Origin of the sequence: Delftia sp. UME58 (assembly GCF_014170385.1) — a bacterium.
Taxonomy (GTDB): domain Bacteria; phylum Pseudomonadota; class Gammaproteobacteria; order Burkholderiales; family Burkholderiaceae_C; genus Comamonas; species Comamonas acidovorans.
Window position 1 is genome coordinate 138,547 of sequence record NZ_LZZV01000020.1, and the last position, 25,111, is coordinate 163,657.

21 protein-coding genes are annotated in these 25,111 nt (G+C 67.9%); 12 read left to right on the top strand and 9 right to left on the bottom strand.

The genetic code is table 11. From position 1 onward, the window contains the following. Nucleotides 1–33: 33 nt before the first annotated feature. The 3 genes from A9976_RS07955 to A9976_RS07965 all read right to left on the bottom strand — a co-directional run bounded on the left by A9976_RS07955 (nt 34) and on the right by A9976_RS07965 (nt 2,576). On the bottom strand, nt 34–1,263 hold the full coding sequence (locus A9976_RS07955) for a multidrug effflux MFS transporter (RefSeq protein ID WP_183018545.1): 1,230 nt from the start codon (nt 1,261–1,263) through the stop codon (nt 34–36). A gap of 1 nt (nt 1,264) precedes the next feature. Continuing rightward, on the bottom strand, nt 1,265–1,774 hold the full coding sequence (locus A9976_RS07960) for a MarR family winged helix-turn-helix transcriptional regulator (RefSeq protein WP_183018546.1): 510 nt from the start codon (nt 1,772–1,774) through the stop codon (nt 1,265–1,267). Nucleotides 1,775–1,889: 115 nt separating this feature from the next. Beyond that, nucleotides 1,890–2,576 (bottom strand): DUF3334 family protein, encoded by a 687-nt coding sequence (locus A9976_RS07965; protein WP_183018547.1) that lies wholly within the window; start codon nt 2,574–2,576, stop codon nt 1,890–1,892. Between the two features lie 139 nt (nt 2,577–2,715). Here A9976_RS07965 and A9976_RS07970 point away from each other — a divergent pair, with 139 nt between their 5' ends. Both A9976_RS07970 and A9976_RS07975 read left to right on the top strand, forming a co-directional pair. Then, nucleotides 2,716–3,354 (top strand): ParB-like protein, encoded by a 639-nt coding sequence (locus A9976_RS07970; protein ID WP_183018548.1) that lies wholly within the window; start codon nt 2,716–2,718, stop codon nt 3,352–3,354. After that, nucleotides 3,354–4,979, top strand: a complete 1,626-nt coding sequence (locus tag A9976_RS07975; RefSeq protein ID WP_183018549.1) for a SulP family inorganic anion transporter — start codon at nt 3,354–3,356, stop codon at nt 4,977–4,979. The genes A9976_RS07970 and A9976_RS07975 overlap by 1 nt, the downstream gene beginning before the upstream one ends. Nucleotides 4,980–5,204: 225 nt before the next feature. On the opposite strand, the gene proX is transcribed toward A9976_RS07975, so the two are convergent. The 4 genes from proX to A9976_RS07995 form a co-directional block, all read right to left on the bottom strand. Further along, nucleotides 5,205–6,251, bottom strand: a complete 1,047-nt coding sequence (proX, locus tag A9976_RS07980) for a glycine betaine/L-proline ABC transporter substrate-binding protein ProX (RefSeq protein WP_012204550.1) — start codon at nt 6,249–6,251, stop codon at nt 5,205–5,207. Nucleotides 6,252–6,361: 110 nt separating this feature from the next. Next, nucleotides 6,362–7,585 carry a glycine betaine/L-proline ABC transporter permease ProW gene (gene proW / locus A9976_RS07985; RefSeq protein WP_183018550.1) on the bottom strand — a complete coding sequence of 408 codons (1,224 nt, stop codon included), beginning with the start codon at nt 7,583–7,585 and terminating at the stop codon, nt 6,362–6,364. Then, on the bottom strand, nt 7,582–8,916 hold the full coding sequence (gene proV, locus A9976_RS07990) for a glycine betaine/L-proline ABC transporter ATP-binding protein ProV (protein WP_183018701.1): 1,335 nt from the start codon (nt 8,914–8,916) through the stop codon (nt 7,582–7,584). The genes proW and proV overlap by 4 nt, the downstream gene beginning before the upstream one ends. 743 nt (nt 8,917–9,659) lie before the next feature. Continuing rightward, entirely contained in the window at nt 9,660–10,268 is a 609-nt protein-coding gene (locus A9976_RS07995) for a TIGR00645 family protein (RefSeq protein WP_012204594.1), read from the bottom strand. Nucleotides 10,269–10,499: 231 nt separating this feature from the next. Between A9976_RS07995 and acs the strand changes: the two genes are divergently transcribed. Together acs and A9976_RS08005 are read left to right on the top strand one after the other, a co-directional pair. Next, a complete protein-coding gene (gene acs / locus A9976_RS08000) occupies nt 10,500–12,500 on the top strand; it encodes an acetate--CoA ligase (RefSeq protein WP_183018551.1) in 2,001 nt (666 codons plus the stop codon). A 175-nt stretch (nt 12,501–12,675) separates the two neighbouring features. Next, a complete protein-coding gene (locus A9976_RS08005; RefSeq protein ID WP_013803246.1) occupies nt 12,676–13,158 on the top strand; it encodes a hypothetical protein in 483 nt (160 codons plus the stop codon). A gap of 111 nt (nt 13,159–13,269) precedes the next feature. Here the strand turns inward: A9976_RS08005 and A9976_RS08010 are convergent, their stop codons facing one another. After that, nucleotides 13,270–13,575: a c-type cytochrome gene (locus tag A9976_RS08010; protein WP_183018552.1), complete on the bottom strand. Its 306-nt coding sequence runs from the start codon at nt 13,573–13,575 to the stop codon at nt 13,270–13,272. Between the two features lie 105 nt (nt 13,576–13,680). Between A9976_RS08010 and A9976_RS08015 the strand changes: the two genes are divergently transcribed. Next, entirely contained in the window at nt 13,681–13,929 is a 249-nt protein-coding gene (locus A9976_RS08015) for a TIGR04438 family Trp-rich protein (RefSeq protein WP_013803244.1), read from the top strand. A gap of 189 nt (nt 13,930–14,118) precedes the next feature. Next, nucleotides 14,119–15,978, top strand: a complete 1,860-nt coding sequence (ilvD, locus tag A9976_RS08020) for a dihydroxy-acid dehydratase (protein WP_183018553.1) — start codon at nt 14,119–14,121, stop codon at nt 15,976–15,978. 338 nt (nt 15,979–16,316) lie between these two features. Here the strand turns inward: ilvD and bfr are convergent, their stop codons facing one another. After that, nucleotides 16,317–16,793: a bacterioferritin gene (gene bfr, locus A9976_RS08025; RefSeq protein ID WP_013803242.1), complete on the bottom strand. Its 477-nt coding sequence runs from the start codon at nt 16,791–16,793 to the stop codon at nt 16,317–16,319. A gap of 262 nt (nt 16,794–17,055) precedes the next feature. Here bfr and A9976_RS08030 point away from each other — a divergent pair, with 262 nt between their 5' ends. The 6 genes from A9976_RS08030 (at nt 17,056) to lgt (ending at nt 24,982) form a co-directional block, all read left to right on the top strand. Next, nucleotides 17,056–17,898, top strand: a complete 843-nt coding sequence (locus A9976_RS08030; RefSeq protein ID WP_183018554.1) for a p-hydroxycinnamoyl CoA hydratase/lyase — start codon at nt 17,056–17,058, stop codon at nt 17,896–17,898. A 164-nt stretch (nt 17,899–18,062) separates the two neighbouring features. Next, nucleotides 18,063–20,225 carry an acetate--CoA ligase family protein gene (locus A9976_RS08035; RefSeq protein WP_183018555.1) on the top strand — a complete coding sequence of 721 codons (2,163 nt, stop codon included), beginning with the start codon at nt 18,063–18,065 and terminating at the stop codon, nt 20,223–20,225. A gap of 106 nt (nt 20,226–20,331) precedes the next feature. Beyond that, the gene (locus A9976_RS08040; protein ID WP_183018556.1) at nt 20,332–21,714 is read left to right on the top strand and encodes an MFS transporter; all 1,383 of its coding nucleotides are present in this window, start codon (nt 20,332–20,334) and stop codon (nt 21,712–21,714) included. After that, nucleotides 21,711–23,501, top strand: coding sequence for an acyl-CoA dehydrogenase (locus tag A9976_RS08045; RefSeq protein ID WP_183018557.1), 1,791 nt, complete (start codon nt 21,711–21,713; stop codon nt 23,499–23,501). Before A9976_RS08040 ends, A9976_RS08045 begins: the two co-directional genes overlap by 4 nt. A gap of 109 nt (nt 23,502–23,610) precedes the next feature. Next, nucleotides 23,611–24,075, top strand: coding sequence for a MarR family winged helix-turn-helix transcriptional regulator (locus tag A9976_RS08050; RefSeq protein ID WP_183018558.1), 465 nt, complete (start codon nt 23,611–23,613; stop codon nt 24,073–24,075). A gap of 61 nt (nt 24,076–24,136) precedes the next feature. Then, nucleotides 24,137–24,982 (top strand): prolipoprotein diacylglyceryl transferase, encoded by an 846-nt coding sequence (gene lgt, locus A9976_RS08055; RefSeq protein ID WP_259649143.1) that lies wholly within the window; start codon nt 24,137–24,139, stop codon nt 24,980–24,982. Nucleotides 24,983–25,111 lie beyond the last annotated feature (129 nt).

Here is a 25,111-nt window from a genome sequence, read left to right on the forward strand (position 1 = left end):
CCTCGGGGACCATGGCCCTCAGCCGGACTGCCCTCAGCCGGGCGCACGCTGCGCGTGGCGCAGCGCACCACGAAAGCCCAGCTGCCCCACCACGCAGGCTACGACCAGGGCGAGCGCGGCCGACAGCGCCGGGTTGCTGCCCAGGCTGGCGCCCAGCGTGCACAGGCCGCCCACGGCCATCTGGGTGCTGCCGTAGACCCCGGCGGCCGAGCCCGTGAGGCGCGGATGCACGCTGAGCGCGCTGGCCAGCGCCGCAGGGCTGGTCAGGCCCGAGCCCAGCGCGAACAGCACCATCAGCGCGACCACGATGGCCGGCGTGAGCTGGTTGCACAGGGCCAGCAACAGCAGCATGGCCGCGCTGGCCAGGCTCAGCAGATTGCCGTTGAGCATCAGCCGCTCCAGGGGCCAGTGGCGTATCAGCTGGCGGGCAAGCGCATTGCCCGCGGCCATGCCGCCCATGAGCAGGCCCAGGTAGATGGCCACTTCATGCTTGGTGGAATGCAGTTGCTCGATGAAGACGAAGGGCGCCGCCGCCAGGAAGGCATAGATGGACGTTGTGGCGCAGCCGCCGCCCACGGCAAAGCCCACGAAGGCCGGGGAGCGCAGCAGGCTGCGGTAGTCGTCGCGGATGGTGCCCAGGTGCAGGCGGCCCGTGGGCTGTCCGGTTTCGGGCAGCAGCTTCCAGATGCCGAAGGCCGTCACGCCGCCGACCACGGCCAGCGTGCCGAAGATGGCGCGCCAGCCCAGGGCGTCGTCGATGGCCGAGCCGATGGCCGGCGCGATGCCCGGGCCGATCATCATCATCAGGTTGAGCAGCGCCAGGCTACCGACGGCGTTCTCGGGCGTGCTCGAATCGCGCGCAATGGCGCGTCCCAGGGCCAGGCCCGCGCAGCCGCCCAGCGCCTGGAGCAGCCGCGCGCCGATCAGCCAGGGGGCGGACGGGGCGAGAAAGGCCGCCAGGCTTGCCAGCGCATAGAGGATGAGCCCTGCCAGCAGCATGGGGCGGCGCCCCAGGCTGTCCGACAGCGGGCCGTAGACCAGCTGGCCCACGCCCAGGCCCAGGATGTAGACCGTGATGGTCAGCTGCATTTGGCTGGCGCCGGCCTGGAGCTGGCGTGCCGCATCGGGCAGGGCGGGCAGGAACATATGCATGGCCAGCGTGCCGACGATGGTCACGATCACCAGCAGCCATAGCGGAGCCTTGCGGCTGGCCGCTGTATCGCCTTGCACCGGTGGTGGCAGCGAAGAGTGCTCGGGCGCCATCTCAGCGAGCCTGCTCGTCGTGCAGGTCCGCGTCTGAGGCGGGCTCGGCGGCCATGGCTTGCAGCAGGCGCTGCAGCGTGGCGTAGGCCGCCTCCAGTTCCTCGGGCGGCACGGCGCCCAGCACCTGGGCACGGGCCTGCTGCAGCAGGCCCTGCACGGCTTCGACCTGGGCATGGCCGGCTGGCGTGAGCTGGATTTTCCTGACGCGGCGGTCGCTGTCGTCCACGCGCTCTATCCAGCCCTGGGCAGCCAGGCCGTCCACCAGCCGTACGACGGAGGAGCTGTCCAGCGCAAGGGAGTGGGCCAGATCCTTCTGGCGCATGGCGTCAGGGGAACGCGCCAGATGCATCAGCGGCATCCACAGCGCCTGGGTCAGCCCCATGGGCGCCAGCAGTCGGTCCAGCGTGCGGCGCCACTGCTTGTTCACCTGGCCCAGCGTGAACATGAAATGCCGCTGCACGCTCGCGGCATCGGCCTGCGCGGGCAGGGACTGGTCGGACTGGGAGGACATCGTGGTATTCAAATAGTTGACATTCCAATTATCTGCATGTCAACGATATCGTTCCCGGAGTCTCCCGATACATCCGCAGGCGCCAGGGTTTTGGCTCCCGCACCGCAGGCCGGGCTTACATGCCCAGCGACTTGAGCAGTTCGTCGGTGTCGGTGCTGGCGGGCGGCGCGGGCGCTGCGGCCGGGGTGCTGGCGGCGGTCTGGGCCATGAGCGCATCGGGATCGGGGCGCTCCTGGGGCTCGAAGTCCACGACCTTGATGAACTCCGTGCGGTCCATGGCCAGTTCGAGATAGAAGATGTTGTTGTTGCCTGTGTAGAAGGTCACGCGACGCGCCTCGGGGGAGTCGAGGTTGGCATCCACGCTGAGGTTGACCTGCTTGTTCAGGCGGATCATCTTGGGCTGGCTCTGGGTGATGTAGGTCTGAAGCTCGCGCTGGACCTTGCTGGTGAAGTCGCCCACCACCTGGTTCATCAGCTCGCCCATGACGTTGCTGACATCGTCCGAGGTATAGGAGGTGGCCAGGTCATCCTCGCCCATGCCCATGCTCAGCATGTAGCTGCGGTACAGCTCCATGGCGGCGGCGGCCGAGAAGTTGATGATCACCAGGCCCGAGAAGCCACCGTCCACCAGGACAAAGCAGCCGATATCGGGCTTGAGGCTGGTCTTGGTGATGCGTTGCACCATGCCCGAATACTGGATCTGGCACTGCGTGGCCACCTGGAGCACGCGGGATACCGAATTGCAAAGGCTGATCAGCACGTCTTCCGTGCCATGGACGATGGGGTGTTGGGGCTGGTTCATGAGGTCAACGGGACAAAATTGTGAGCGATTATGGGTGCAAGTCCGTTGTTGCGACCATTTGTAACCTCGAAGGCGTATTCTGGATGCCGGACCTGGCTGCCCGCCGGTCTGCACCCTTGATGCAACGGAGGTTTGGACGATGAGAGCACAGCAGCATCTGATCCGGGTTTCGCTGGCCGCACTGCGTCCCACGCAGATGACCATAGGCGCCGCCGAAGTGCAGGCCAAGCGCGCCCAGTGGGGCCGTCTCAAGCGCAAGGAGCGCGAAGGCGTTCTGGCATCGCACTGGTTCCCGGCCGTGCTGGGGCCGCAAGGCCTGCACTATATCGTCGACCACCACCACCTGGGGCTGGCGCTGACGCAGGAGTCCGTGGACCAGGTCTGGGTCATGCAACTGGCCGATTTCAGCGAGGCCGATCCGCTGATGTTCTGGCGCCTGATGGAGTTCCACCAATGGGCCCATCCGTATGACGAGCGTGGCCGCCGCTGCGACTGGGCCAAGATGCCGGGCCAGCTCGATCGCCTGCGCGACGACCCCTACCGCAGTCTGGCCGGCGCCGTGCGCAAGGCCGGTGGCTATGCCAAGGACACGGCGCCTTTCGTCGAATTCCTCTGGGCCGATTTTTTCCGCACGCGCTTTGCACCCAAGGACCTGCGCAGTGGCAAGAGCGATGTCGCCTTGCCTGATCAGGCCCTGCATGAGGCCCTGGGCCTGGCGCACGGCGCCGAGGCGCGCTACCTGCCGGGCTGGTCCGGCGTCGTTGCTCCGCAATCCTGATGCGTGCGCCCGGCCTGCCTGCCTTGGCCGATTGGGGCGCCGGCCTGTCCATCGCCGGCCTGTTGCTGCCCGAGGCCGTGGCCTATTCCGGCATTGCCGGCCTGCCGCCGCAGGCCGGGGTGATTGCGCTGTTCGCCGGGCTGCTGGCCTATGGCTTGCTGGGGAGCAGCCGCTTCGCCATCGTCTCGGCCACATCCTCCTCTGCCGCCGTGCTGCTGGCGGCCACGGCGTCCATGGCCGGCACCTCGCCGCAGCAGCGCATGCTGCTGGGCGTGGGCATCGTGCTGCTGACGGGCCTGTTCTTCGTGGTGGCGGGGCTGGCGCGGCTGGGCGCGGTCTCCAATTTCATTGCCAAGCCCGTGCTGCGTGGCTTTGCGCTGGGGCTTGCGCTGACCATCGTGGTCAAGCAGATCCCGCATGCCGTCGCCTTCCAGCCCGTGCATGGCGATCTGCCGCGCTTTGTCTGGGAGCTGCTGGCCGGCTGGCGCCACTGGAACGGCGCAGGTCTGGCGATGGCCGTGGCGGCACTGCTGCTGATGCGTGCGCTGGCCCGCTGGCGTGGCCTGCCTGCGGCCTTGCTGGTGATTGCGGCCGGCATTGCGCTGGATGCGGGCGGCTGGTGCGCGCGCTGGGGCATTGCGGCCGTGGGGCCGATACGGCTGGATTTCTCCAATCCCGGCATTCCCTCGCTGCACCGCGCCGAATGGCTGCGCCTGGGTGAGCTGGCCTTTGCGATGGCGCTCATCCTCTATGCCGAGTCCTATGGCTCCATCCGCAGCTTTGCGCTGCGCCATGGCGACCGCGTCGATGCCAACCGCGACCTGATGGCGCTGGGCGCGGCCAACCTGCTGTCGGGCGTGTTCCATGGCATGCCCGTGGGCGCGGGCTACTCGGCCACCTCGGCCAACGAGGTGGCGGGCGCGCAAAGCCGCGCTGCAGGCCTGGTGGCCTGCGCCGTGGTGGGCCTGGCCGTCTGGCTGCTGCTGCCCTGGATAGAGCGCACGCCGCAGCCGCTGCTGGCCGCCATCGTCATCCACGCCGTGGGCCACACGCTGAACCCTGCCGCGCTGCGACCTTACTTCGCCTGGCGGCGGGACCGGCTGATCGTGGTGCTGGCGTTCCTTGCCGTGCTGGCGCTGGGCGTGCTTGACGGGCTGCTGCTGGCCATTGCGGCCAGCCTGCTCATGCTGCTGCAAACGCTGTCGCGCTCGCACTTGAGCTGGCTGGGCAGGCTGGCAGACACGCATGACTTTGTCGATGTCGCACGCCACCCCGACGCGGTGGTGCCGGCCGGCCTGCTGATCGCGCGGCCCGAGGCGCCGCTGTTCTTCGGCAATGCCGACCCGGTGTTTGCGGCCATCCAGGAGCGGCTGCAATCCCTGCCTTCGCCCCGCGGCGTGGTGCTGAGCCTGGAAGATTCGGCCGATCTGGATGCCACCAGTGTCGAGGCGCTGTGCGACTTCGCGGCCCAGTTGCAGCAACTGGGCGTGCCGCTGGCCCTGGCCCGCGTCAAGGACCCCGTGCGCGACCTGCTGGCGCGCGTGGGCAATCCGGCCTTGCCGCCCGCCAGCTATGCGGGCTGGAGCGTGGACGACGCCGTGCGCCAGTTGCAGATCCCTGCGTGATCCCTGCCCCGGTGCAAGGCCTCGGCCCGCAGCCTGCGTGGACTCGCGCACGATATTTGGCTGCAACCGGTGCAAGCCGGGTGCCAGGCCTGCTGGCCGACGCATCCGCAGGCGCATCGTGGCGGCCAAGGCCATCCTGCCCAAAAAGCCCGCCGAGGCGCGCATTTGGAAGGGGTTGCCGCAAGAGTGTCAGCAGAGACTCCCTTCCCTGGCCGTTTTCAGCGTTCAGCGGGCTGCCGCGCGGGCCTGTTCCAGCCAGCCGTCGAAGGTCTTCTGGTGGGCCTTGATCCAGCCGTCCACATGGCGGTTGATGTCCGAGGGCTTGTTCTGGCCCTGGCTCATCATGTGATTCTGCGCACTGATGTCGCCCACGGGCAGCTGCATCAGCTCGAACAGCTTGCCGGCGTCGGGATGCTTGTCGGTGAAGGCCTTGTTGGCCACGATCTGCTGCTTGTTCACCACGAAGCCGTAGTTCTTGCCGTTGGGCAGCTTGGTATCGAACTTGGCCTGCTCGCCGGGCAGCGAGGAGAAGGGCACCTCCAGCCACACCACGTCCTTGCCGGGCTTGAGCACGTTGCTCACCCAGTAGGGCGTCCAGGTGTAGTAGAGGATGGGCTTGCCGGCCTTGTAGCGCGAGATGGTGTCGGCGATCAGCGCCGAGTACGTGCCCTGCTTGTGGGTCACGGTGTCGCGCAGCTTGTAGGCCGTCAGGTGGTGCTCGATCACGGCCTCGCAGCCCCAGCCCGGCGTGCAGCCGGTGAGGTCGGCCTTGCCGTCGCCGTCCGAGTCGAACAGCTTGGCGATCTTGGGGTCCTTCAACTGGCCGATATTGGTGATCTTGTATTCGTCGGCCGTCTTCTTGTCGATCAGGTAGCCCTGGGCCGCGTTGTCCGAGTACACGCCCTTGCGGAACAGCTTGGCGTCGCCGCCCGCGTTCTTGTAGTAGTCGGCGTGCAGCGGGTTCCAGTGCGTGGCCAGGAAAGTGGCGTCGCCATTGGCAATCGCCACGTGGGCCGTGGGGTACTCGACTTCCTGGAAGGGCTGCACGTCGTAGCCCAGCTTCTCCAGGGCCTTCATGACGATCAGGGTCTGGAAGCTTTCTTCGGCGATGGAGCTCTTGAGCGGCGACACCTTCACACCCTTGCCGGGCTGGTCGCTGGCGGCTGATGCGCCTGCGCAGGCCAGTGCGATGCCGGCAGCCATCGTGGCGGTGCGCAGCCAGTGGCTGGCAGCGGCAGTTGGCAGTCGATTGTGGTTCAGTGCTTGGTTCATCCTCGGGTTCCTCCGTTGTGTGATGAAAGGGGAGTGGGCGGCCAGCGTGGCTGACCGCTTTTCGGGAAGGCGGCGCGGCAGTGGGCCCATCCGCGCCGCAGTGAAGGCATTCAGCTGGTGCTGCCGCGGTGGACCGGCTTGTTGCCGGCGCCCAGCAGGCGGGCCACACAGCCGGCGGGGCCGCTGTGCCACCAGCGCGCACCGCCACGGGTCGTCTGCCCCATGGCCTGGGTGATGCGGTCCAGCACGATGGCCAGCAGCACGATGCCCAGTCCGCCCACGGTGGCCAGGCCCATGTCCAGGCGGCCGATGCCGCGCAGCACCATCTGGCCCAGGCCGCCCACGGCGATCATGGAGGCGATCACCACCATGGACAGCGACAGCATCAGCGCCTGGTTCACGCCCGCCATGATGGAGGGCATGGCCAGCGGCAGCTGCACCTTCCACAGCAACTGCCAGGGCGATGCGCCATAGGCGCGGCTGGCCTCGATCAGGTCGGGGCGCACCTGGCGGATGCCCAGGTTGGTCAGGCGGATCAGTGGTGGCAGCGCGAAGATGATGGTCACGATCACGCCGGGCACGTTGCCGATGCCGAACAGCATCACCACGGGCACCAGGTAGACGAAGGCCGGCGTGGTCTGCATGGCGTCGAGCAGCGGGCGTGTCCAGCGCTGCGCACGGTCGCTGGAGGCCAGCAAAATCCCCGCGGGCAGGCCGATGACCATGCAGAACACCAGCGAGGTCAGCACCAGGGACAGCGTCACCATGGCCTCGGGCCAGATGCCCAGCATGGCGACCACCACCAGCGAGACGGCGGCGCCAATGGCCATGGCGCGGCCCGCGAACTGCCAGGCCACCAGGGTCAGGACCAGGACCAGCAGGGGCCAGGGCAGGGCCAGCATGGCATCGGTGATGCCCGACAGCGTGCCGTCGATGGGCGTGCGCACGGCCTGGAAGAAGGGACGGAAATGGTGGACCACCCATTCCAGGCCGCTGTTGATCCAGCCCTGCACGGGCAGGCCGTCGGTGGTCAATTGGTGCCAGAGGCTGGCATGGGCGTCGTCGGGAACGCCCGAGCCGGCCGAGGCGCCCAGCCAGTCACCGCCTGCGGCATCACCGCCGCTGGCGGCGCCCCAGGGATCGGCCGAGGCATCGGGTGCCGGCGTGGCGGCGGTTGCCCAGGGATCGGCGCTTGCAGGCGCTGCAGAGGCTGCGGAATCGGTGGAAGCAGGGGCGGCGCTTGCACTAGCGCCTGCACCGGCGCTTGCATCGGCCCAGGGATCGGTGGCGGCAGCGGCGGTGTTCGGGTTCAGGCTGTTGGTTGCATCGCTCATGCGGCATCTCCTTGTCGTTGTTCGATCGGCTCCACGGTCGGCGCGACGGTGGGGGCGACGGTGGGGGCGTTGGAGGCCGGGAAATGGGGGTTGAGCGTGACCGGCGGCACGATCTCCTGCGGCGGCGGCACGGGCGGCGTGTCGCGGTCCAGGAAGCGCAGCATGGTGGTGCGGCTGACCACGCCCATGAACTGGCCGTCGTCGCTGGTCACCGGCAGCGCGCAGGGCGCGGCGGCCACGGGGCCGAACAGCTCGGCCACCGGCGTGCCTGCGGACAGCGGCTCGACGTTGGGCAGGAAGGCGTGGCTCAGGCCCAGCATGCCCGGGCGGCCATGCAGTGCGTCGCGCAGCGATTGCGAGGACACCACGCCCAGGAAGCGGCGGCGCGCGTTGACCACATAGGCGTAGTCGCGGTCCGAATCCTCCAGCAGGCGCTGGGCCGCGCGGCAGCCGCGGTCGCTGTGCTCGGACACCACGGTCAGCGCCTGGCGCGCGATGTCGCCGGCCTTGAAGACCGAGGCCGCATCCACGCCGCGCACGAAGCTGCGCACATAGTCGTCGGCAGGGCTGCGCAGGATCTCGTCGGGCGTGCCGACCTGGATCACCTGGCCATCCTTCATGATGGCGATGCGGTCGCCGATGCGCATGGCCTCGTCCAGGTCATGCGAGATGAAGACGATGGTGCGGCGCTGGATCTGCTGCAGGCGCAGCAGCTCGGACTGCATCTCCGTGCGGATGATGGGGTCCAGGGCCGAGAAGGCCTCGTCCATCAGCAGGATGGACGGATCGGACGCCAGCGCCCGGGCCAGGCCCACGCGCTGCTGCATGCCGCCCGACAGCTCGTCGGGGTAGCTGGCGCCCCAGGCGCCCAGGCCCACCTGCTCCAGCGCGGCCTGGGCCTGTGTCTGGCGCTCGGCCTTGTCGGCGCCGGCCAGCTCCAGGCCGAAGGCCGTGTTGTCCAGCACCGTCATGTGCGGCATCAGCGCAAAGGACTGGAACACCATGGAGATGTCCTTGCGGCGCAGCGCGCGCAGGTCGCGCTCGCCCAGGGCATTGATGTCCTGGCCATCGACCACGATGCGCCCGGCCGTGGGCTCGATGAGGCGGTTGAGCATGCGCACCAGGGTGGACTTGCCCGAGCCCGACAGGCCCATGACGACGAAGATCTCGCCGGCCTCGATGGTGAAATTGGCGTCGAACACGCCGATGGACTGGCCCGTGCGCTCCAGGATCTCCTGTTTGCTCAGGCCCTGCTGGACGAGGTCGAGTGCGGTCTTGGGGTCGTCCCCGAACACCTTGAACACATGATCGATGATGATCTGCTTGGCCACTGTGGCGTTCTCCTTTTGGGTGAGATGGAACACAGTCCAGCGTCCTCGACGGGCGAAGACGCTGGCGCGCAAGCCAAAAATGAAGCCCTGATGCCGTTCGCTGCAGAGGACTGCCGTCCCCCGTTGCTGGGATTCAAACAGGTGCGAAAGCACCCGAGGCGGCTCGAATGGCACGCGAAGCGGTGCGCAAGAGCCAGAAGTCGAGAGCAGCCGGCGGCAAGGCGCGCGGTGTCTCAGGCGGGCATCGTGGCTGAAGATCAGCCAGCGCGATGCCCCACAACATCAGGACCGAGTTTCGGCCCGGTTGACGGGGCTGTGCCGGGAGCACAACGATCCGCCGGGGTGGATCGGCAGGCCGTGAAGACGGTGCCGATGACCTGCTTGGCAGGTTGTAAAGAAGCTGAAATTATATAAAACAGGTTTTACTGCGTCAAAACGCATGAGCCGAACAAGGCCTGTTTTGGGCTGTTTCAGGCCCTTGGGGGCTGCAATCGGGTCAGTATTTGCTCACTTAATAAGAGCATTGAGGCCATGGCTCACAAGGCATATGCTGTCATCGATGAATAAAATCGGTCAAGCGTCAGCTTGAGGAAAGCTTCAGGCCCGATCTGCGGCAAAAAGCGTGCCTGGCGCGCTGGCCGGCCGGGCGCCAGAAGGTGTCCGACCCGTTGCCTGCGCCCGCCCATGAAAAAAGCCCCGCGGCGGCTGGCGCTGCGGGGCTTTGGTGCGGGATGCCGAAGGTCTCAGTGGTTGCTGGCCGTGCTGTTGATCAGCTTGTCGGTGTAGGCGATGGCCAGGGCGCTGGCCAGGAAGGTGACGTGGATGATGGTCTGCCACATCAGCACCTTGACGTCGTAGCTGCCCGCGTTGATGAAGGTCTTGAGCAGGTGGATGGAGCTGATGCCGATGATGGACAGGGCCAGCTTGACCTTGAGGATGGAGGCGTTCACGTGGCCCAGCCACTCGGGCTGGTCGGGGTGGCTGTCCAGGCCCAGGCGGCTGACGAAGGTCTCGTAGCCGCCCACGATGACCATGATCAGCAGGTTGGAGATCATCACCACGTCGATCAGCGCCAGAACCACCAGCATGATGATGGTCTCGTTGAGCGCGCCGATGGGCGCATCGTGCTTGTAGCCGATGCTGGTGATCAGGGCCTGCAGCGCCTCCTGGTTGCCGAAGGCGGCCTCGATCAGGTGCCACAGCTCGAGCAGGAAGTGCCAGACATAGACGCCCTGGGCGGCGATCAGGCCCAGGTACAACGGCAGCTGCAGCCAGCGGCTGGCGAAGATCAGGGAGGGCAGGGGACGCAGGGGGGAGCCGGGGGCTCGATTGGAGTTTTGCTGGCGGGCCATGGTGGTCGGTCGCGCTTGTCTGGTGTGGGAGCGTGGATGGGAGGGGACAATGGCCGTGGAAAACGGGCGCGCGATTTTAGCGGTGAAACAGGCCAGTGCCCGTGACAGCCGGGAACTGCGGGGAATCCCCAGGTCGGCGCGCCCAAGGGGGTTTCAGTCAGTGGCATGTAAGACCGGCCCCCGACAGTCGCACCACAATTTTTATTTGGCCAGCCCAGGAGACAAGCAAGCATGAGCACTGCAACAGCATCCCCCATTGAATCGGTACTGGTGGAGAACCGGGTCTTCCCGCCGCCGGCCGACTTTGCCGCCAAGGCCCGCATCTCCGGCATGGAGCAGTACCAGGCGCTGTGCGCCGAGGCCGAGAACGACTACCAGGGTTTCTGGGCCCGCCTGGCCCGCGAGAACGTGGTCTGGTCCAAGCCCTTCACCCAGGTGCTCGATGACAGCAACCCGCCCTTCTACCGCTGGTTTGCCGATGGCGAGCTCAATGCCAGCGCCAACTGCCTGGACAAGCACATGGGCACGGACGTCGAGCACAAGACGGCCATCATCTTCGAGGCCGACGGCGGCGAGGTCACCAAGGTCAGCTACCGCGAACTGCTGGAGCGTGTCTCGCAGTTCGCCAACGCGCTCAAGGCCCAGGGCGTGCAAAAGGGTGACCGTGTCCTGATCTACATGCCCATGACCATCGAGGGCGTGATCGCCATGCAGGCCTGCGCGCGCATCGGCGCCACGCACAGCGTGGTGTTCGGCGGCTTCTCGGCCAAGGCGGTGCAGGAGCGCATCGTGGACGTGGGCGCCGTGGCCGTGATCACCGCCAACTACCAGATGCGCGGCGGCAAGGAGCTGCCGCTCAAGGCCATCGTGGACGATGCGCTGGCGCTGGGCGGCTGCGAGGCCGTGCGCCATGTCTTCGTCTACGAGCGCACGGCCACGGCCTGTGCCATGACGGCAGGCCGCGACAAGACCTTCGGCGAGATCCTGGCTGGCCAGAGCACCGAGTGCGCGCCCGTGGCCGTGGATTCCGAGCACCCGCTGTTCATCCTCTACACCAGCGGCTCCACGGGCAAGCCCAAGGGCGTGCAGCACTGCACGGGCGGCTATGTGCTGTGGGCCAAGCAGACCATGGAGTGGACCTTCGACCTCAAGCCCAGCGACGTGTTCTGGTGCACGGCCGACATCGGCTGGATCACGGGCCACACCTACGTGGCCTACGGCCCGCTGGCCGCTGGCGCCACGCAGATCGTGTTCGAGGGCGTGCCCACCTTCCCCAACGCGGGCCGCTTCTGGCAGATGATCGAGCGCCACGGCTGCACCATCTTCTACACGGCGCCCACGGCCATCCGCTCGCTGATCAAGGCGGCCGACAGCGATGCCGCCGTGCATCCGAAGAACTCGGACCTGTCCAGCCTGCGCCTGCTGGGCAGCGTGGGCGAGCCCATCAATCCCGAAGCCTGGATGTGGTACCACCGCAATGTGGGCGGCGAGCGCTGCCCCATCGTGGACACCTTCTGGCAGACCGAGAACGGCGGCCACGTGATCGCCCCCATGCCGGGCGCCACGCCGCTGGTGCCGGGCTCTTGCACGCTGCCGCTGCCGGGCATCATGGCCGCCATCGTCGACGAGACCGGCCATGAACTGCCCAACGGCGCAGGCGGCCTGCTGGTGGTCACCAAGCCCTGGCCCAGCATGATCCGCACCATCTGGGGCGACCCCGAGCGCTTCAAGAAGAGCTACTTCCCGGCCGAGCTGGGCGGGCAGACCTACCTGGCCGGCGACGGCGCGGTGCGCAGCGAGGACCGTGGCTACTTCCGCATCACGGGCCGCATCGACGATGTGCTCAATGTCTCGGGCCACCGCATGGGCACGATGGAGATCGAGTCGGCCCTGGTGGCCAAGACCGACCTGGTGGCCGAAGCCGCCGTGGTGGGCCGCCCCGATGACCTGACCGGCGAGGCCATCTGCGCCTTCGTGGTGCTCAAGCGCTCGCGCCCCACGGGCGAGGAGGCCAGGCAGATCGCCAAGGAACTGCGCGACTGGGTGGCCAAGGAAATCGGCCCCATCGCCAAGCCCAAGGACATCCGCTTTGGCGAGAACCTGCCCAAGACGCGCAGCGGCAAGATCATGCGCCGCCTGCTGCGCTCGATTGCCAAGGGCGAGGCCATCACCCAGGACACGAGCACTCTGGAGAACCCGGCCATCCTCGACCAACTGGCCGAGACGAACTGAGGGCGGACACGCCCGCCATGAAGAACCGGAGCACAGGCTCCGGTTTTTTCTTGGCTGGACTGCGGGCGGCGCGCTGTCTTGCAGTCCTATTTTGTGTGGGCCGACAGCTCAGGCATGATGGCTGCAGTACAACCGAAGCTGTTGCTTTCACCACTGCCGAGGGAGGCGTTGCACCATGAATCTGAGAACCCTGTCGCTGCTGATCACCGTGGCCCTGATTGCGCTGCTGGCGGCATTCAACTGGAACACGCTGGCCGCGCCGTCCGTCGTGTCGCTGGGCGTGACCGAAGTCCAGGCGCCGCTGGGCGTGCTGATGCTGGCGCTGACCTGCCTGCTGGGCGTGTTCTTCGTCGCCTATGTGCTGTGGCTGCAGGGCTCGGTACTGATGGAGGCGCGCCGCCACGCCAAGGAAATGCAGGCCCAGCGGGACCTGGCCGACAAGGCCGAGGCCTCGCGCTTCACCGAGCTGCGCACCGTGCTGGAAGACCTGCATGCGCGCGACAAGGAAGTGCTGATGGCGCGGCTGGACGGGCTGGAGGCCCACCTGGTGCAGCGCGCCCAGGAGTCGGACAACAGCACGGCCGCCTATGTGGGGCAGCTGGAGCAGCAGGTTCGCCTGTACCAGCAGCCCGGCGCAGGCGCTCCGGACTACAGGTAGGCGGCCCGAGCCCGGATTCACGGGCGGACCATGAAAAAAACCGCGCTACTTGCGTTGCGCGGTTTTTTTCGTTGCGGGCCCCGAGGCGGGTGGCGGGCAGGTCAGTGGAACTTACTTCAGAGACAGCACCCAGGCGGCCAGCTTCTTGGCGTCGGCATCGTTGACCTGGGGGTTGGCGGGCATGGGAACCGGGCCCCAGACGCCGCTGCCGCCCTTCATGATCTTGGCGGCCAGCTTGTCCACCGCGTCCTTCTGGCCTGCGTACTTGGAGGCAACATCCTTGTAGGACGGGCCCACCAGCTTCTTGTCCACGGCGTGGCAGGCCATGCAGTTCTTGGAGGCGGCAAGAGCCTGGTCGGCCATGGCGGGAGCCACGGCGGCGACGGTCAAGGCCAATGCGATCAATGTCTGCTTCATCATGAGTTCCTGGGGTTGTCGGGAATAATTATGCGGAGCATTGTAGTGGGCGCGCATATCTGATGCGTTACCTCGTGTGAAGCACCGTCTGGTGAAGGAGAAGTTATGTATCTGTTGGGAATCGCGGTCTTGCTCACCCTGCTGAAGTTGGCCGATATCGAGCCTGTGGCCTCCTGGTCCTGGTACGTCATCCTGGGCGCCTATGGCGTGACGGCAGCCTGGTGGGCCTGGGCCGACACCTCTGGCTACACCAAGCGGCGCGCGGCCGACAAGATCGAGCAGCGGCGCTTGAAGCGCATCGAAAAGAACAAGGAAGCCATGGGCACGGGCACGCGCTCGCGTTCGCGCCGCTGAGGGGCCTTGAACGGCGGCGCAGGCTTCGCGGCAGGCGATGCCTGGGGTCTGCAAAGGGGCAGTCCATGCCGGCCGGGGCATTCCTGGGGCCCAGCGGTACGGCGGGCGCTGCGCCATAATCTTCGCCCAGACCCTGGCCTTCCCCACAGGACCAGGGATGGACCGAGACGACAGACAACTGGATTCCCCATGCCCGCATACCGTTCCAAGACTTCCACCGGCGGCCGCAACATGGCTGGTGCGCGCGCCCTGTGGCGTGCCACCGGCATGAAGGATGGCGACTTCGACAAGCCCATCATCGCCATCGCCAACTCCTTCACGCAGTTCGTTCCGGGCCACGTGCACCTCAAGGACCTGGGCCAGCTGGTGGCGCGCGAGATCGAGGCCGCAGGCGGCGTGGCCAAGGAATTCAACACCATTGCCGTGGACGACGGCATCGCCATGGGCCACGACGGCATGCTGTATTCGCTGCCCAGCCGCGACATCATCGCGGATTCGGTGGAGTACATGGTCAACGCCCACTGCGCCGACGCGCTGGTGTGCATCTCCAACTGCGACAAGATCACCCCCGGCATGCTGATGGCCGCCATGCGCCTGAACATTCCGGTGATCTTCGTCTCCGGCGGCCCCATGGAAGCGGGCAAGACCAAGCTGGCCAATCCCAGCACGCACAAGCTGGAGTTCAAGAAGCTGGACCTGGTCGATGCCATGGTGATCGCGGCCGACAACAACTACACCGACGAGCAGGTCGCCCAGGTCGAGCGCTCGGCCTGCCCGACCTGCGGTTCCTGCTCGGGCATGTTCACCGCCAACTCCATGAACTGCCTGACCGAGGCGCTGGGCCTGTCCCTGCCCGGCAACGGCACGGTGCTGGCCACGCATGCCGACCGCGAGGAACTGTTCAAGCGCGCCGGCCGCCGCATCGTCGAGCTGGCCCGCGAGTACTACGAGCAGGAAGACGCCTCCGTGCTGCCGCGCTCCGTGGGCTTCAAGGCCTTCGAGAACGCGATGACGCTGGACATCGCCATGGGCGGCTCCACCAACACCATCCTGCACCTGCTGGCCATTGCCCGTGAAGCCGAGATCGACTTCACCATGGCCGACATCGACCGCCTCTCGCGCTCCGTGCCCCAGCTGTGCAAGGTGGCGCCCAACACGCAGAAATACCACATCGAGGATGTGCACCGCGCCGGCGGCATCTTCGCCATCCTGGGCGAGCTGGCCCGCGCCGGCAAGCTGCACACCGACGTGCCCACCGTGCACGCCAAGACCCTGGGCGAAGGCCTGGCGCAGTGGGACATCACCACCACCGAGGACGAGGCCGTCAGGCACTTCTACCTGGCAGGCCCGGCCGGCATTCCCACCCAGGTGGCCTTCAGCCAGAACACGCGCTGGCCCAGCCTGGACCTGGACCGTGCAGAAGGCTGCATCCGCTCCTACGAGCATGCCTTCTCCAAGGAAGGCGGCCTGGCCGTGCTGACGGGCAACATCGCCCTGGACGGCTGCGTGGTCAAGTCGGCCGGCGTGGACGAAAGCATCCACGTGTTCGAAGGCACGGCCCACGTGACCGAGTCGCAGGACGAGGCCGTGCAGAACATCCTGGACGACAAGGTCAAGGCCGGCGACATCGTCGTCGTGCGCTACGAAGGCCCCAAGGGCGGCCCCGGCATGCAGGAAATGCTCTACCCGACCAGCTACATCAAGTCCAAGGGCCTGGGCAAGGCCTGCGCACTGCTGACCGACGGGCGCTTCTCGGGCGGCACCTCGGGCCTGTCCATCGGCCACTGCTCGCCCGAGGCGGCCGCTGGCGGCGCCATCGGCCTGGTGCGCAACGGCGACCGCATCCGCATCGACATTCCCAACCGCAGCATCAACGTGCTGGTCTCCGACGAGGAGCTGGCCCGCCGCCGTGCCGAGCAGGATGCCAAGGGCTGGAAGCCCGCCCAGCCGCGTCCGCGCAAGGTCTCGGCCGCACTCAAGGCCTATGCCAAGCTGGTGATGTCGGCCGACAAGGGCGCCGTGCGCGACCTGTCCCTGCTGGACGACTGACACCGGGCCGCACCGCCGCCCGGCGGTGCGCACCCGATGAAAATGAAAAGGGATGGAAGGCCTTGCGGCTTTCCATCCCTTTTTCTTTTCTCTTCTCTCAGGCCCTTGAGGGCTCTTGTTTCATCGCGGGGCGACCGGCTTGCCGTTTCATCGTGGCTGCCGGTTCGGGTTTTCATCGTGGAGCAAACAGCCCACTCTCATTTATGGGAAGTGCCTGAAAAACTGGCGCGGCCAAAACAAGGGACAGCGAGCCAGGGCCGCCCCGCCGCGAGGCTGTCGTCCCCCTCCCGCGAAGCGAGAGAGGGGGAAGGCGCGAAGCGCCTCAGGGGGAGCTTCATTCAGGCCGGCTCGCCCATCTTGCTTTGCAGGTAGTTGGGCAGGCCGATCTTCTCGATCAGGCCCAGTTGCTTCTCCAGCCAGTAGGCGTGGTCTTCTTCCGTGTCGCGCAGCTGGGCCAGCAGCAGGTCGCGGCTGTTGAAGTCGCTGTGGCGCTCGCACAGCGCCATGGCCGAGCGCAGGCTGTCACGCACGCGGTATTCGGTGGCCAGGTCCTTGCGCAGCATCTCTTCGACGGTCTCGCCGGGCGTGAACTCGTGCGGGCGCATGTCGGGGCGGCCGCCCAGGAACAGGATGCGGCGCAGGATGGCGTCGGCGTGCTGGGTTTCCTCTTCCATCTCATGGCCGATGCGCTCGAACAGGCGCAGCAGGCCCTGGTCTTCGTACTGGCGCGAGTGGATGAAGTACTGGTCGCGCGCGGCAAGCTCGCCGCGCAGCAGTTCTATGAGGCATTCGATGACTTCTGGCTGGCCTTGCATGTTCTTCTTCTCCTGACTGTGTTGAACACCGCAAGTATCGCGTGAACACCGGGATCGGCCAAAACGCCTGCCGCAATTCCCCGTGGGCCGCGCATTGCATGCATGCGCGACGCAGAAGCATTCGCATCGCGGCAGGCTGGCGGGAGGCGGAGCTAGGGTAAACGCTGTATTGCGGGCTTCAATAATAGTTATTTATCATAACGATTATGGAGCCGAAGCATCGGTGTCCAAAACCCCATTTCCCTTTGCACAAGGAAGCGCAATGAGCACCGAACGTACCGAAGAACAGACCGTGTCCTGCACCGTCGCAGGCCGCGTGGCCTGGGTGAAATTCAACCGCCCCGAAAAGCGCAACGCCATGAGCCCCCAGCTCAACCGCCAGATGATGCGCGTGCTCGACGACCTGGAGTTCCGTGACGACGTGGGCGTGGTCGTGCTTGCAGGCGAAGGCACGGCCTGGACGGCCGGCATGGACCTGAAGGAGTACTTCCGCGAGACCGAGGCCACCGGCCTGGCCGGAACCCGCAAGGCCCAGCGCGAGAGCTATGGCTGGTGGCGCCGCCTGCGCTGGTTCCAGAAGCCGACCATCGCCATGGTCAACGGCTGGTGCTTCGGCGGCGGCTACGGCCCCCTGTTCGCCTGCGACCTGGCCTTTGCCTCGGATGACGCCAAGTTCGGCCTGTCCGAAATCAACTGGGGCATCCTGCCCGGTGGCGGCGCCTCCAAGGTGGCCGTGGAGCTGCTGTCCTTCCGCCGCGCCATGTACCACGCCATGCTGGGCGAGAACATCGACGGCCGCACGGCCGCCGAGTGGGGCCTGGTCAACGAGTCGCTGCCGGCCGACCGCCTGCAGGCCCGCGTCACCGAAGTGGCCGAGACCCTGCTGCAGAAGAACCCCAGCGCCCTGAAGGCCACCAAGGACGCCATCCGCCGCGTGCGCGACATGAGCTACGACAACGCCGAGGACTACCTGGTGCGCGCCCAGGAAGCCGCCAACAGCTTCGACAACGAAGGCCGCAAGGAAGGCATGCGCCAGTTCCTTGACGACAAGACCTACAAGCCCGGCCTGGGCACCTACGACTTGAGCAAGCAAGTCACCCCCTGAGGCGCTTCGCGCCTTCCCCCTCTCTAACTCGCTTCGCGAGGGAGGGGGACGACACCCTCAGTGCGGGGCGGCGCGGCCGGCTTAGGCCCTTCCTCGGTGTCCCTCGCTTGGGCAGCGTCCACCACGCGCGGTAGGCCTCCCAGCTTTAATCATTGGAGACAAGAATGACAACGACAGAGATGGCGGCCGCCGTGCGGCCCGACATCGGCAGGCTGCTGAGGCCGCGTTCCATCGCCATCGTCGGCGCCTCGGCCACGCCGGGTGCGCTGGGCGCATCGGTGCTGGGCAATCTGGAGCGCAACGGCTTTGCCGGCGACATCCACCTGATCAATCCCAAGCGCAGCGAGATCGCAGGCCGGGCGTGCCTGGCTTCGGTGGACCAGTTGCCCGAGGGCGTGGACGTGGCCGTGCTGGCCATCCCCCAGCCCTTTGTGCTGGACACGGTGCGCGCACTGGCGGCGCGCCGCGTGGGCGCGGCGGTGATCTTCTCGGCCGGCTTTGCCGAGGCGGGCGAGCGCGGCATGGCCGAGCAGCGCGAGATCGCACGCATCGCCGCCGAGGCCGGCATGGTGGTGGAAGGCCCCAACTGCCTGGGCTGCATCAACTACCTGCAACGCGTGCCGCTGACCTTTGTCGAGGTGAATATCGACGCGCAGCAGGCCGATGCCGCGCGGCCCGCCATTGGCGTGGTCTCGCAAAGCGGCGCCATGATGACCGTGCTGTGCACCACGCTGGCCAGCCGCGCGCTGCCGCTGTCGCACGCCATCTCCACGGGCAACGAGGCTGCCAGCCATGCCGAGGACTATGTGGACTTCCTGCTGGAGCAGCCCTCCACGCGCGTGGTCGCCATGATCGTCGAGCAGTTCCGCCAGCCCGCGCGCATCCTGGCCGCCGTGGCCCGGGCGCGCAGCCTGGGCAAGTCGGTGGTGCTGCTGCATCCGGGCAAGAGCAGCGCGGCGCGCGCCTCGGCCGCCACGCACACCGGCGCCATGGCCGGCGACTATGCGCTGATGCGCACCAAGCTGGAACGCGCAGGCGCGGTGTTTGCCGAGACGCTGGAGGAACTGGGCGACATCGCCGAGATCGCCATCCGCTGCCCCGTGCTGCCATCCACGGGTTCGGCGGGGGCCGCAGGCGTGGCCGTGCTGGGAGAGTCCGGCGCCTTCAAGGCGCTGACGCTGGACTGGGCCGAGGAGCTGGGCCTGGCCCTGCCCGCCATCGGCGACGACGACTCGCCCGCGCTGCGTGCGGCCCTGCCGCAGTTCGTGGGCGTGAGCAACCCGCTGGACCTCACGGCCCAGGGCCTGGTCGAGCCCGACCTGTATTTCCGCACGCTGGATGCGCTGTTTGGCGATGCGCGCTTTTCCACCATCATCGTCGGCCTGATCCAGGGCGACCCGGTGACCTGCGGCATCAAGATGCCGCCCGTGCTGCGCGCCGTGCGCGAGCTGCGGCCGGCCAAGCCCGTCATCGTCGCGGGCCTGGACGAGGGCGCGGCCGTGCCTGCCGAGTTCATCGCCGAGATGCGTGCGCTGGGCGTGCCGTACTTCCCCAGCACCGAGCGTGCCCTGCGCGCCGTGCAACGCCTGACCGCCTTCAGCCAGCGCAGTTTCGAGCGCACCGATGCCCGGCCCATCGCCCTGACCCTGCCCGCAGGCCGCACGGTGGTGCCCGAGTACGAATCCAAGGCCGTGCTGGCACAGGCCGGCGTGCCCTTTGCGCGCGGCCGGCTGGCCACCTCGGCCGAGCAGGCCGTGGCGATTGCGTCGGAGATCGGCTGGCCCGTGGCGCTCAAGGCGCAGTCCGCCGACCTCAGCCACAAAAGCGATGCGGGCGGCGTGATCCTGAACATTGCCGACGCGCAGGCCATGGGCGAGGCCTGGAGCCGGCTGCATGCGAATGTGGCCGCCTATGACAGCGCCATTGCGCTGGACGGCGTGCTGATCGAGGCCATGGGCCGGCGTGGCCTGGAGATGATCATCGGCGCGCGCAACGATCCGCAGTGGGGCCCGGTGATCCTGGCCGGCCTGGGCGGCGTGACGGCCGAGATCATGCGCGATGCGCGCCTGCTGGACGCCGACCTGTCCACCGGCGAGGTGCTGCGCGAGCTGGACCGCCTGCAGGGCGCGCCGCTGCTGCACGGCTACCGTGGCGCCCCGGCGCTGGACCGCCAGGCGCTGGCCGAGCTCATCGTGCGCCTGGGCCATGTGCTGCGCGGCACGCCGGCCATCCGCGAGATCGACCTCAACCCCGTCATCGTGCTGCCACAGGGGCAGGGCGTGGTCGCGCTCGATGCGCTGATGCTGGTCGAGCACAGCGCCGGCTGATGCCCGTGCAAGGGCTGGCGCGGTGCGCCGGCCCTTTTCATGCGCAGCCCTGTCTCGCTTTCCCGCTTTCTTTTTTCCGCTTCCCCTTCCTCCACAGGAGGTCTCCATGAGCCTGCCTTACCCGCCGGGCCGCGTGTCCACGCCCACGCCCACGCCCACGGCGGCCGAGTCGAACGGACTCGGCTATGCCTACTACGTCACCATCATCCTGCTGCTGGCCTACACCCTGTCCTTCGTGGACCGGCAGATCCTGGGCCTGCTGGTGCAGCCCATCAAGAAGGATCTGCAGCTGTCGGACTGGGTGTTCAGCATCGTCCACGGCTTTGCCTTCGCCATCTTCTACACCTTCGTCGGCATCTTCCTGGGGCGCCTGGCCGACCGCTGGAACCGCCGCAACCTCATCGTCATCGGCATGGCGATCTGGGTGGTGGCCACGGCGGCCGGTGGCTATGTCACGGGCTTTGTCTCGCTGTTCGTGGCGCGCATGTTCGTGGGCGTGGGCGAGGCGGCGCTGTCGCCGGCTGCCTATTCCATGCTGGCCGACTACTTCCCGCCCGAGCGCCGCGCGCGCGCCATGAGCATCTACACCTCGGGCGTGTACATCGGCTCGGCCACGGCCTTCATCGTGGGCGGCCTGGTCATCCAGGCCACCAGCCAGGCCGGCGAAGTGGTGTTCCCGCTGCTGGGCAGCTTCAAGCCCTGGCAGGCGGCCTTCATCTTCGTGGCCCTGCCCGGCATTCCGCTGGTGGCGCTGATGTACACCGTGCGCGAGCCGGTGCGCCGCGGCCTGCAGGCCCGGGCCGCGTCCGCAAAAATGGCCGCGCCCGCAGTACCGGCGCCCGACCTGTCCCATGTGTTCCGCAACAAGCGCGCCTTCCTGCCGCTGCTGCTGGCGCCGGGCATCACGGCCATGATCACCTTCGGCGTCACGGCCTGGCTGCCGGCCACCTTCATCCGCCAGTGGGGCTGGACGCCCGGCGAGATCGGCCCGGCCTACGGCGTCATCATCCTGACCTTCGGCATTGGCGGCATGCTGCTCAGCGGCTTCCTGGCCGACTACCTCACGGCGCGCGGCAAGCAGGTGGGCTCGATCATCATCTCGCTGGTGGCCACCGGCGTGCTCATCGTCACCGGCCTGGTGCTGGCCTTTGCGCCCTCGCCCACGGTAGCCCTGGTGGCCGTGGCGGCCACCACCTTCTTCCTGGGCATGCCCGTGGCGCTGGCGCCGCCCATACTGCAGGCGGTCACGCCCAACCAGCTGCGCGGCCAGGTGACTTCCATCTACCTGCTGCTGATCAACCTGATCGGCCTGGGCCTCGGCCCCTTCCTCGTGGCCTTCTTCACGGACTTCGTCTTCCATGACGAAAAGCTCGTGGGCCTGTCGCTCGGCCTGGTGTCCGCCCTGGCCGCGCTGCTGTCCGTGCTGTGCCTGGCCAGCGCCATCGGCCCCTACCGCCGCCTGGTCGCGGCCATGGAGGGCCGGGCATGAGCGCGCAGGCATCACATTGCTCGCATTACCAGCCGCCGCTGCAGGACATCCGCTTCGTTCAGCAGCACTGGCTGGGCGCAGAGGCCGACTGGCGCCGCATGCCGGCCCATGACGCCCTGGACCAGGAGACGGCCGACATGGTGGTCGAGGCGGCCGGGCGCTTTTGCGCCGACGTGCTGGCTCCGCTCAACGGCCCGGCCGACCTGCAGGGCTGCCGCCTGGAAGAGGGCAGGGTGCGCACGCCCGACGGCTTTCCCGAGGCCTATGCGGCCTTCGTGGAAGCAGGCTGGCCGGCCCTGGCCTGCGCGCCCGAGGCCGGCGGCCAGGGCCTGCCCCAGCTGCTGGACGCCGCCCTGCACGAAATGCTGGCCTCGGCCAACCATGGCTGGACCATGTACCCGGGCATCCTGCACGGCGCCTATGCCTGCCTGCACGCCCATGGCGACGAGCACCTGCGCACCACCTATCTGCCGCACATCGTCAGCGGGCGCTGGCTGGCCACCATGTGCCTGACCGAGCCCCAGGCCGGCTCCGACCTGGGCCTGCTGCGCAGCCAGGCCCGGCCCCGGGGCGATGGCAGCTACCGCCTGGACGGCAGCAAGATCTTCATCTCGGGCGGCGACCAGGACATGAGCGAGAACATCGTCCACCTGGTGCTGGCGCGCCTGCCCGATGCGCCCGCAGGCACGCGCGGGCTGTCGCTCTTCCTGGCGCCGCGCGGCATTCCGCAGGACGGCGGCGGGTTCCTGCCCAATGCCATTCACTGCGACGGCATCGAAAAGAAGATGGGCATCAAGGGCAGCGCCACCTGCGCCATGCGCTTCGAGGGTGCGCAGGCGTGGCTGGTGGGCCAGCCCCACCAGGGCCTGGCCGCCATGTTCGTGATGATGAACTCCGCCCGCCTGCATGTGGGCCTGCAGGGCCTGGGCCATGCCGAGATGGCCTGGCAACTGGCGCGCGCCTATGCGGCCGAGCGCCGCCAGATGCGCGCCCAGCCCCGGCCCGCCGATGCGCAGGGCCCCGCCGATCCCATCGCCCTGCAGCCGGCCGTGCAGCGCATGCTGGCCGACCTGCGCGTCTGGACCGAAGGCATGCGCGCCATTGCAGGCTGGGTGGCGCACCAGCTGGACCTGGCCGAACAGGCGCCGGATGCGCAGGAGCGTGCCCAGGCCCATGCGCTGGCCTCGCTGCTCACGCCCGTGGTCAAGTCCTTCTTCACCGAGCGGGGCTTTGCGCTGGCCAGCGAGGCGCTGCAGGTCTTCGGCGGCTACGGCTATGTGCACGAGTACCGCATCGAGCAGACGCTGCGCGATGCGCGCATCGCCATGATCTACGAGGGCACGAACCAGATCCAGGCGCTGGACCTGCTGCAGCGCAAGGTGGCCGCCAGCGGCGGGGCCGCGCTGGCACCGCTGCTGGCCGCACTGCGCGAGGAGGCCGCTGCCTGCGAGGCGGCGGGCATGGAGCCCGGCCTGGCCGGCGCGCTGCGCAGCTGGAGCGATCGCACCGAAGCGCTGACGGGCGCGCTGTGCGCCCGCGCCGCAGGCGACGCCCCGTTGCTGGCGCGCTGCGCCGAGGACTATCTGCGCCTGGTCGGCACGCTGTGCATTGCCTTTGCCTGGGCGCGCGCGGCGCGTGTCAGCCAGCCGCTGGCCGATCCGGCGCTGCGCCGCTCCAAGGCGGACAGCGCGGCCTGGTTCTTCGCGCATGGGCTGCTGGATGCCGAGCACTGGCTGCGCCGCACCGAGTCCGCCGCGCGCACGCCGCTGCCGGCCGCCGTGGCCTGAGCGGGCCGCCGGGGCTTTTATGATGGAACGCCGCACCGGCCCTGACGATCCGCAGGCGCCGGGGCGGCTCTGCCTCGGTGCGCCTTCTTCCTCTTCCAGACCCGTGTCCATGGACAGCTCCTCCGAACCCGCCGTCGATCAGTCGCGCCTGCAGCGTTTCCTGGGCTACCGCCTCACGCGCGCGGAAATCCACATCCACAAGCTGTTCGCGCGGCGCGTGGCCGAACTGGACCTCAAGCCCAGCGAGTTCTCCATCCTGGTGCTGATCCACTCCAATCCCGGCATCTACCTGCGCCAGCTGGGCGAGGCGCTGGACATCTCGCCCTCCAACCTGGTGCCGGTGGTCGAGCGCCTGGTGCAGCGCGGGCTCATCGGGCGCCAGCCCGATCCGCGCGACCGCCGGCTGCAGCAGCTGCACATGACGGCCGAAGGCAGTGCGCTGCAGGCACGGGCCGAGGGCGTGGTGGTGCAATTGGAAGACGAGCTGGAGCAACTGCTGACCTCCACCGAGCAGCGCCATCTGTTCGCGGCCCTGGACAAGCTCATGGCCATCCAGGAAAGCCGGCCGGGCTGAACCGCCGCGCCGCCAGCTTTCCAACCCCTGGCCGGCGCCGGCCATGCGGCGCTGCGGCACAATGCCGACCATGCTGATGTACCCGCAGATCGATCCCGTGGCCCTGCAGATCGGGCCCCTCGCCGTGCACTGGTACGGCCTGACCTATCTGGCCGCCTTCGGCCTCTTCCTCTGGTTGGGAACGCGCAGGCTGCGCCACTCGCCCTTCGTGCGCATGCAGGGCGACCGCGCCTGGACGCGCAAGGACGTGGAAGACATTCTTTTCCTGGGCGTGCTCGGCGTGGTCGTCGGCGGCCGGCTGGGCTACTGCCTGTTCTACAAGCCGGGCTACTACCTGAGCCACCCGCTGGAGATCTTCTATGTCTGGCAGGGCGGCATGAGCTTTCATGGCGGCCTGGTCGGCGTGATCGCCTCCATGGTCTGGTTCGCGCGCTCGCGGGCCCGCTCCTGGCTGGAGGTGGCCGACTTCGTCGCGCCCTGCGTGCCCACGGGCCTGGCGGCCGGCCGCGTCGGCAACTTCATCAACGGGGAACTGTGGGGTCGCTTCGCCAGCCCCGAGCTGCCCTGGGCCATGGTCTTTCCGCAAAGCGGCTCCATGCTGCCGCGCCACCCCTCGCAGGTCTACCAGTTCCTGCTGGAAGGCCTGCTGCTGTTCGTGCTGCTGTGGCTGTATGCGCGCAAGGAGCACAAGCCGGGCCAGGTGGCGGCGGTCTTCCTCGTCGGCTACGGCGCCTTCCGCTTCATTGCCGAGTACTTCCGCGAGCCCGATGACTTCCTGGGCCTGCTGTCGCTGGGCATGAGCATGGGCCAGTGGCTGTGCGTGCCCATGGTGATCGGCGGCATCGCCATGTGGTTCTGGGCAGCGGGGCGCCCGGCCTATCCTGGCCAGGCGGGCAAGCCGGCCTGAGACAGGCGGTACGGACGCATACGAAGCGGGCCTGGTGCCCGCTTTTTTTTGCAAGGTTGACGCGAGGGGGACAGGGGCATGCATGGGGATAGCCCGAAGACAAGAACGCGACATCGGCGTACACGGGCT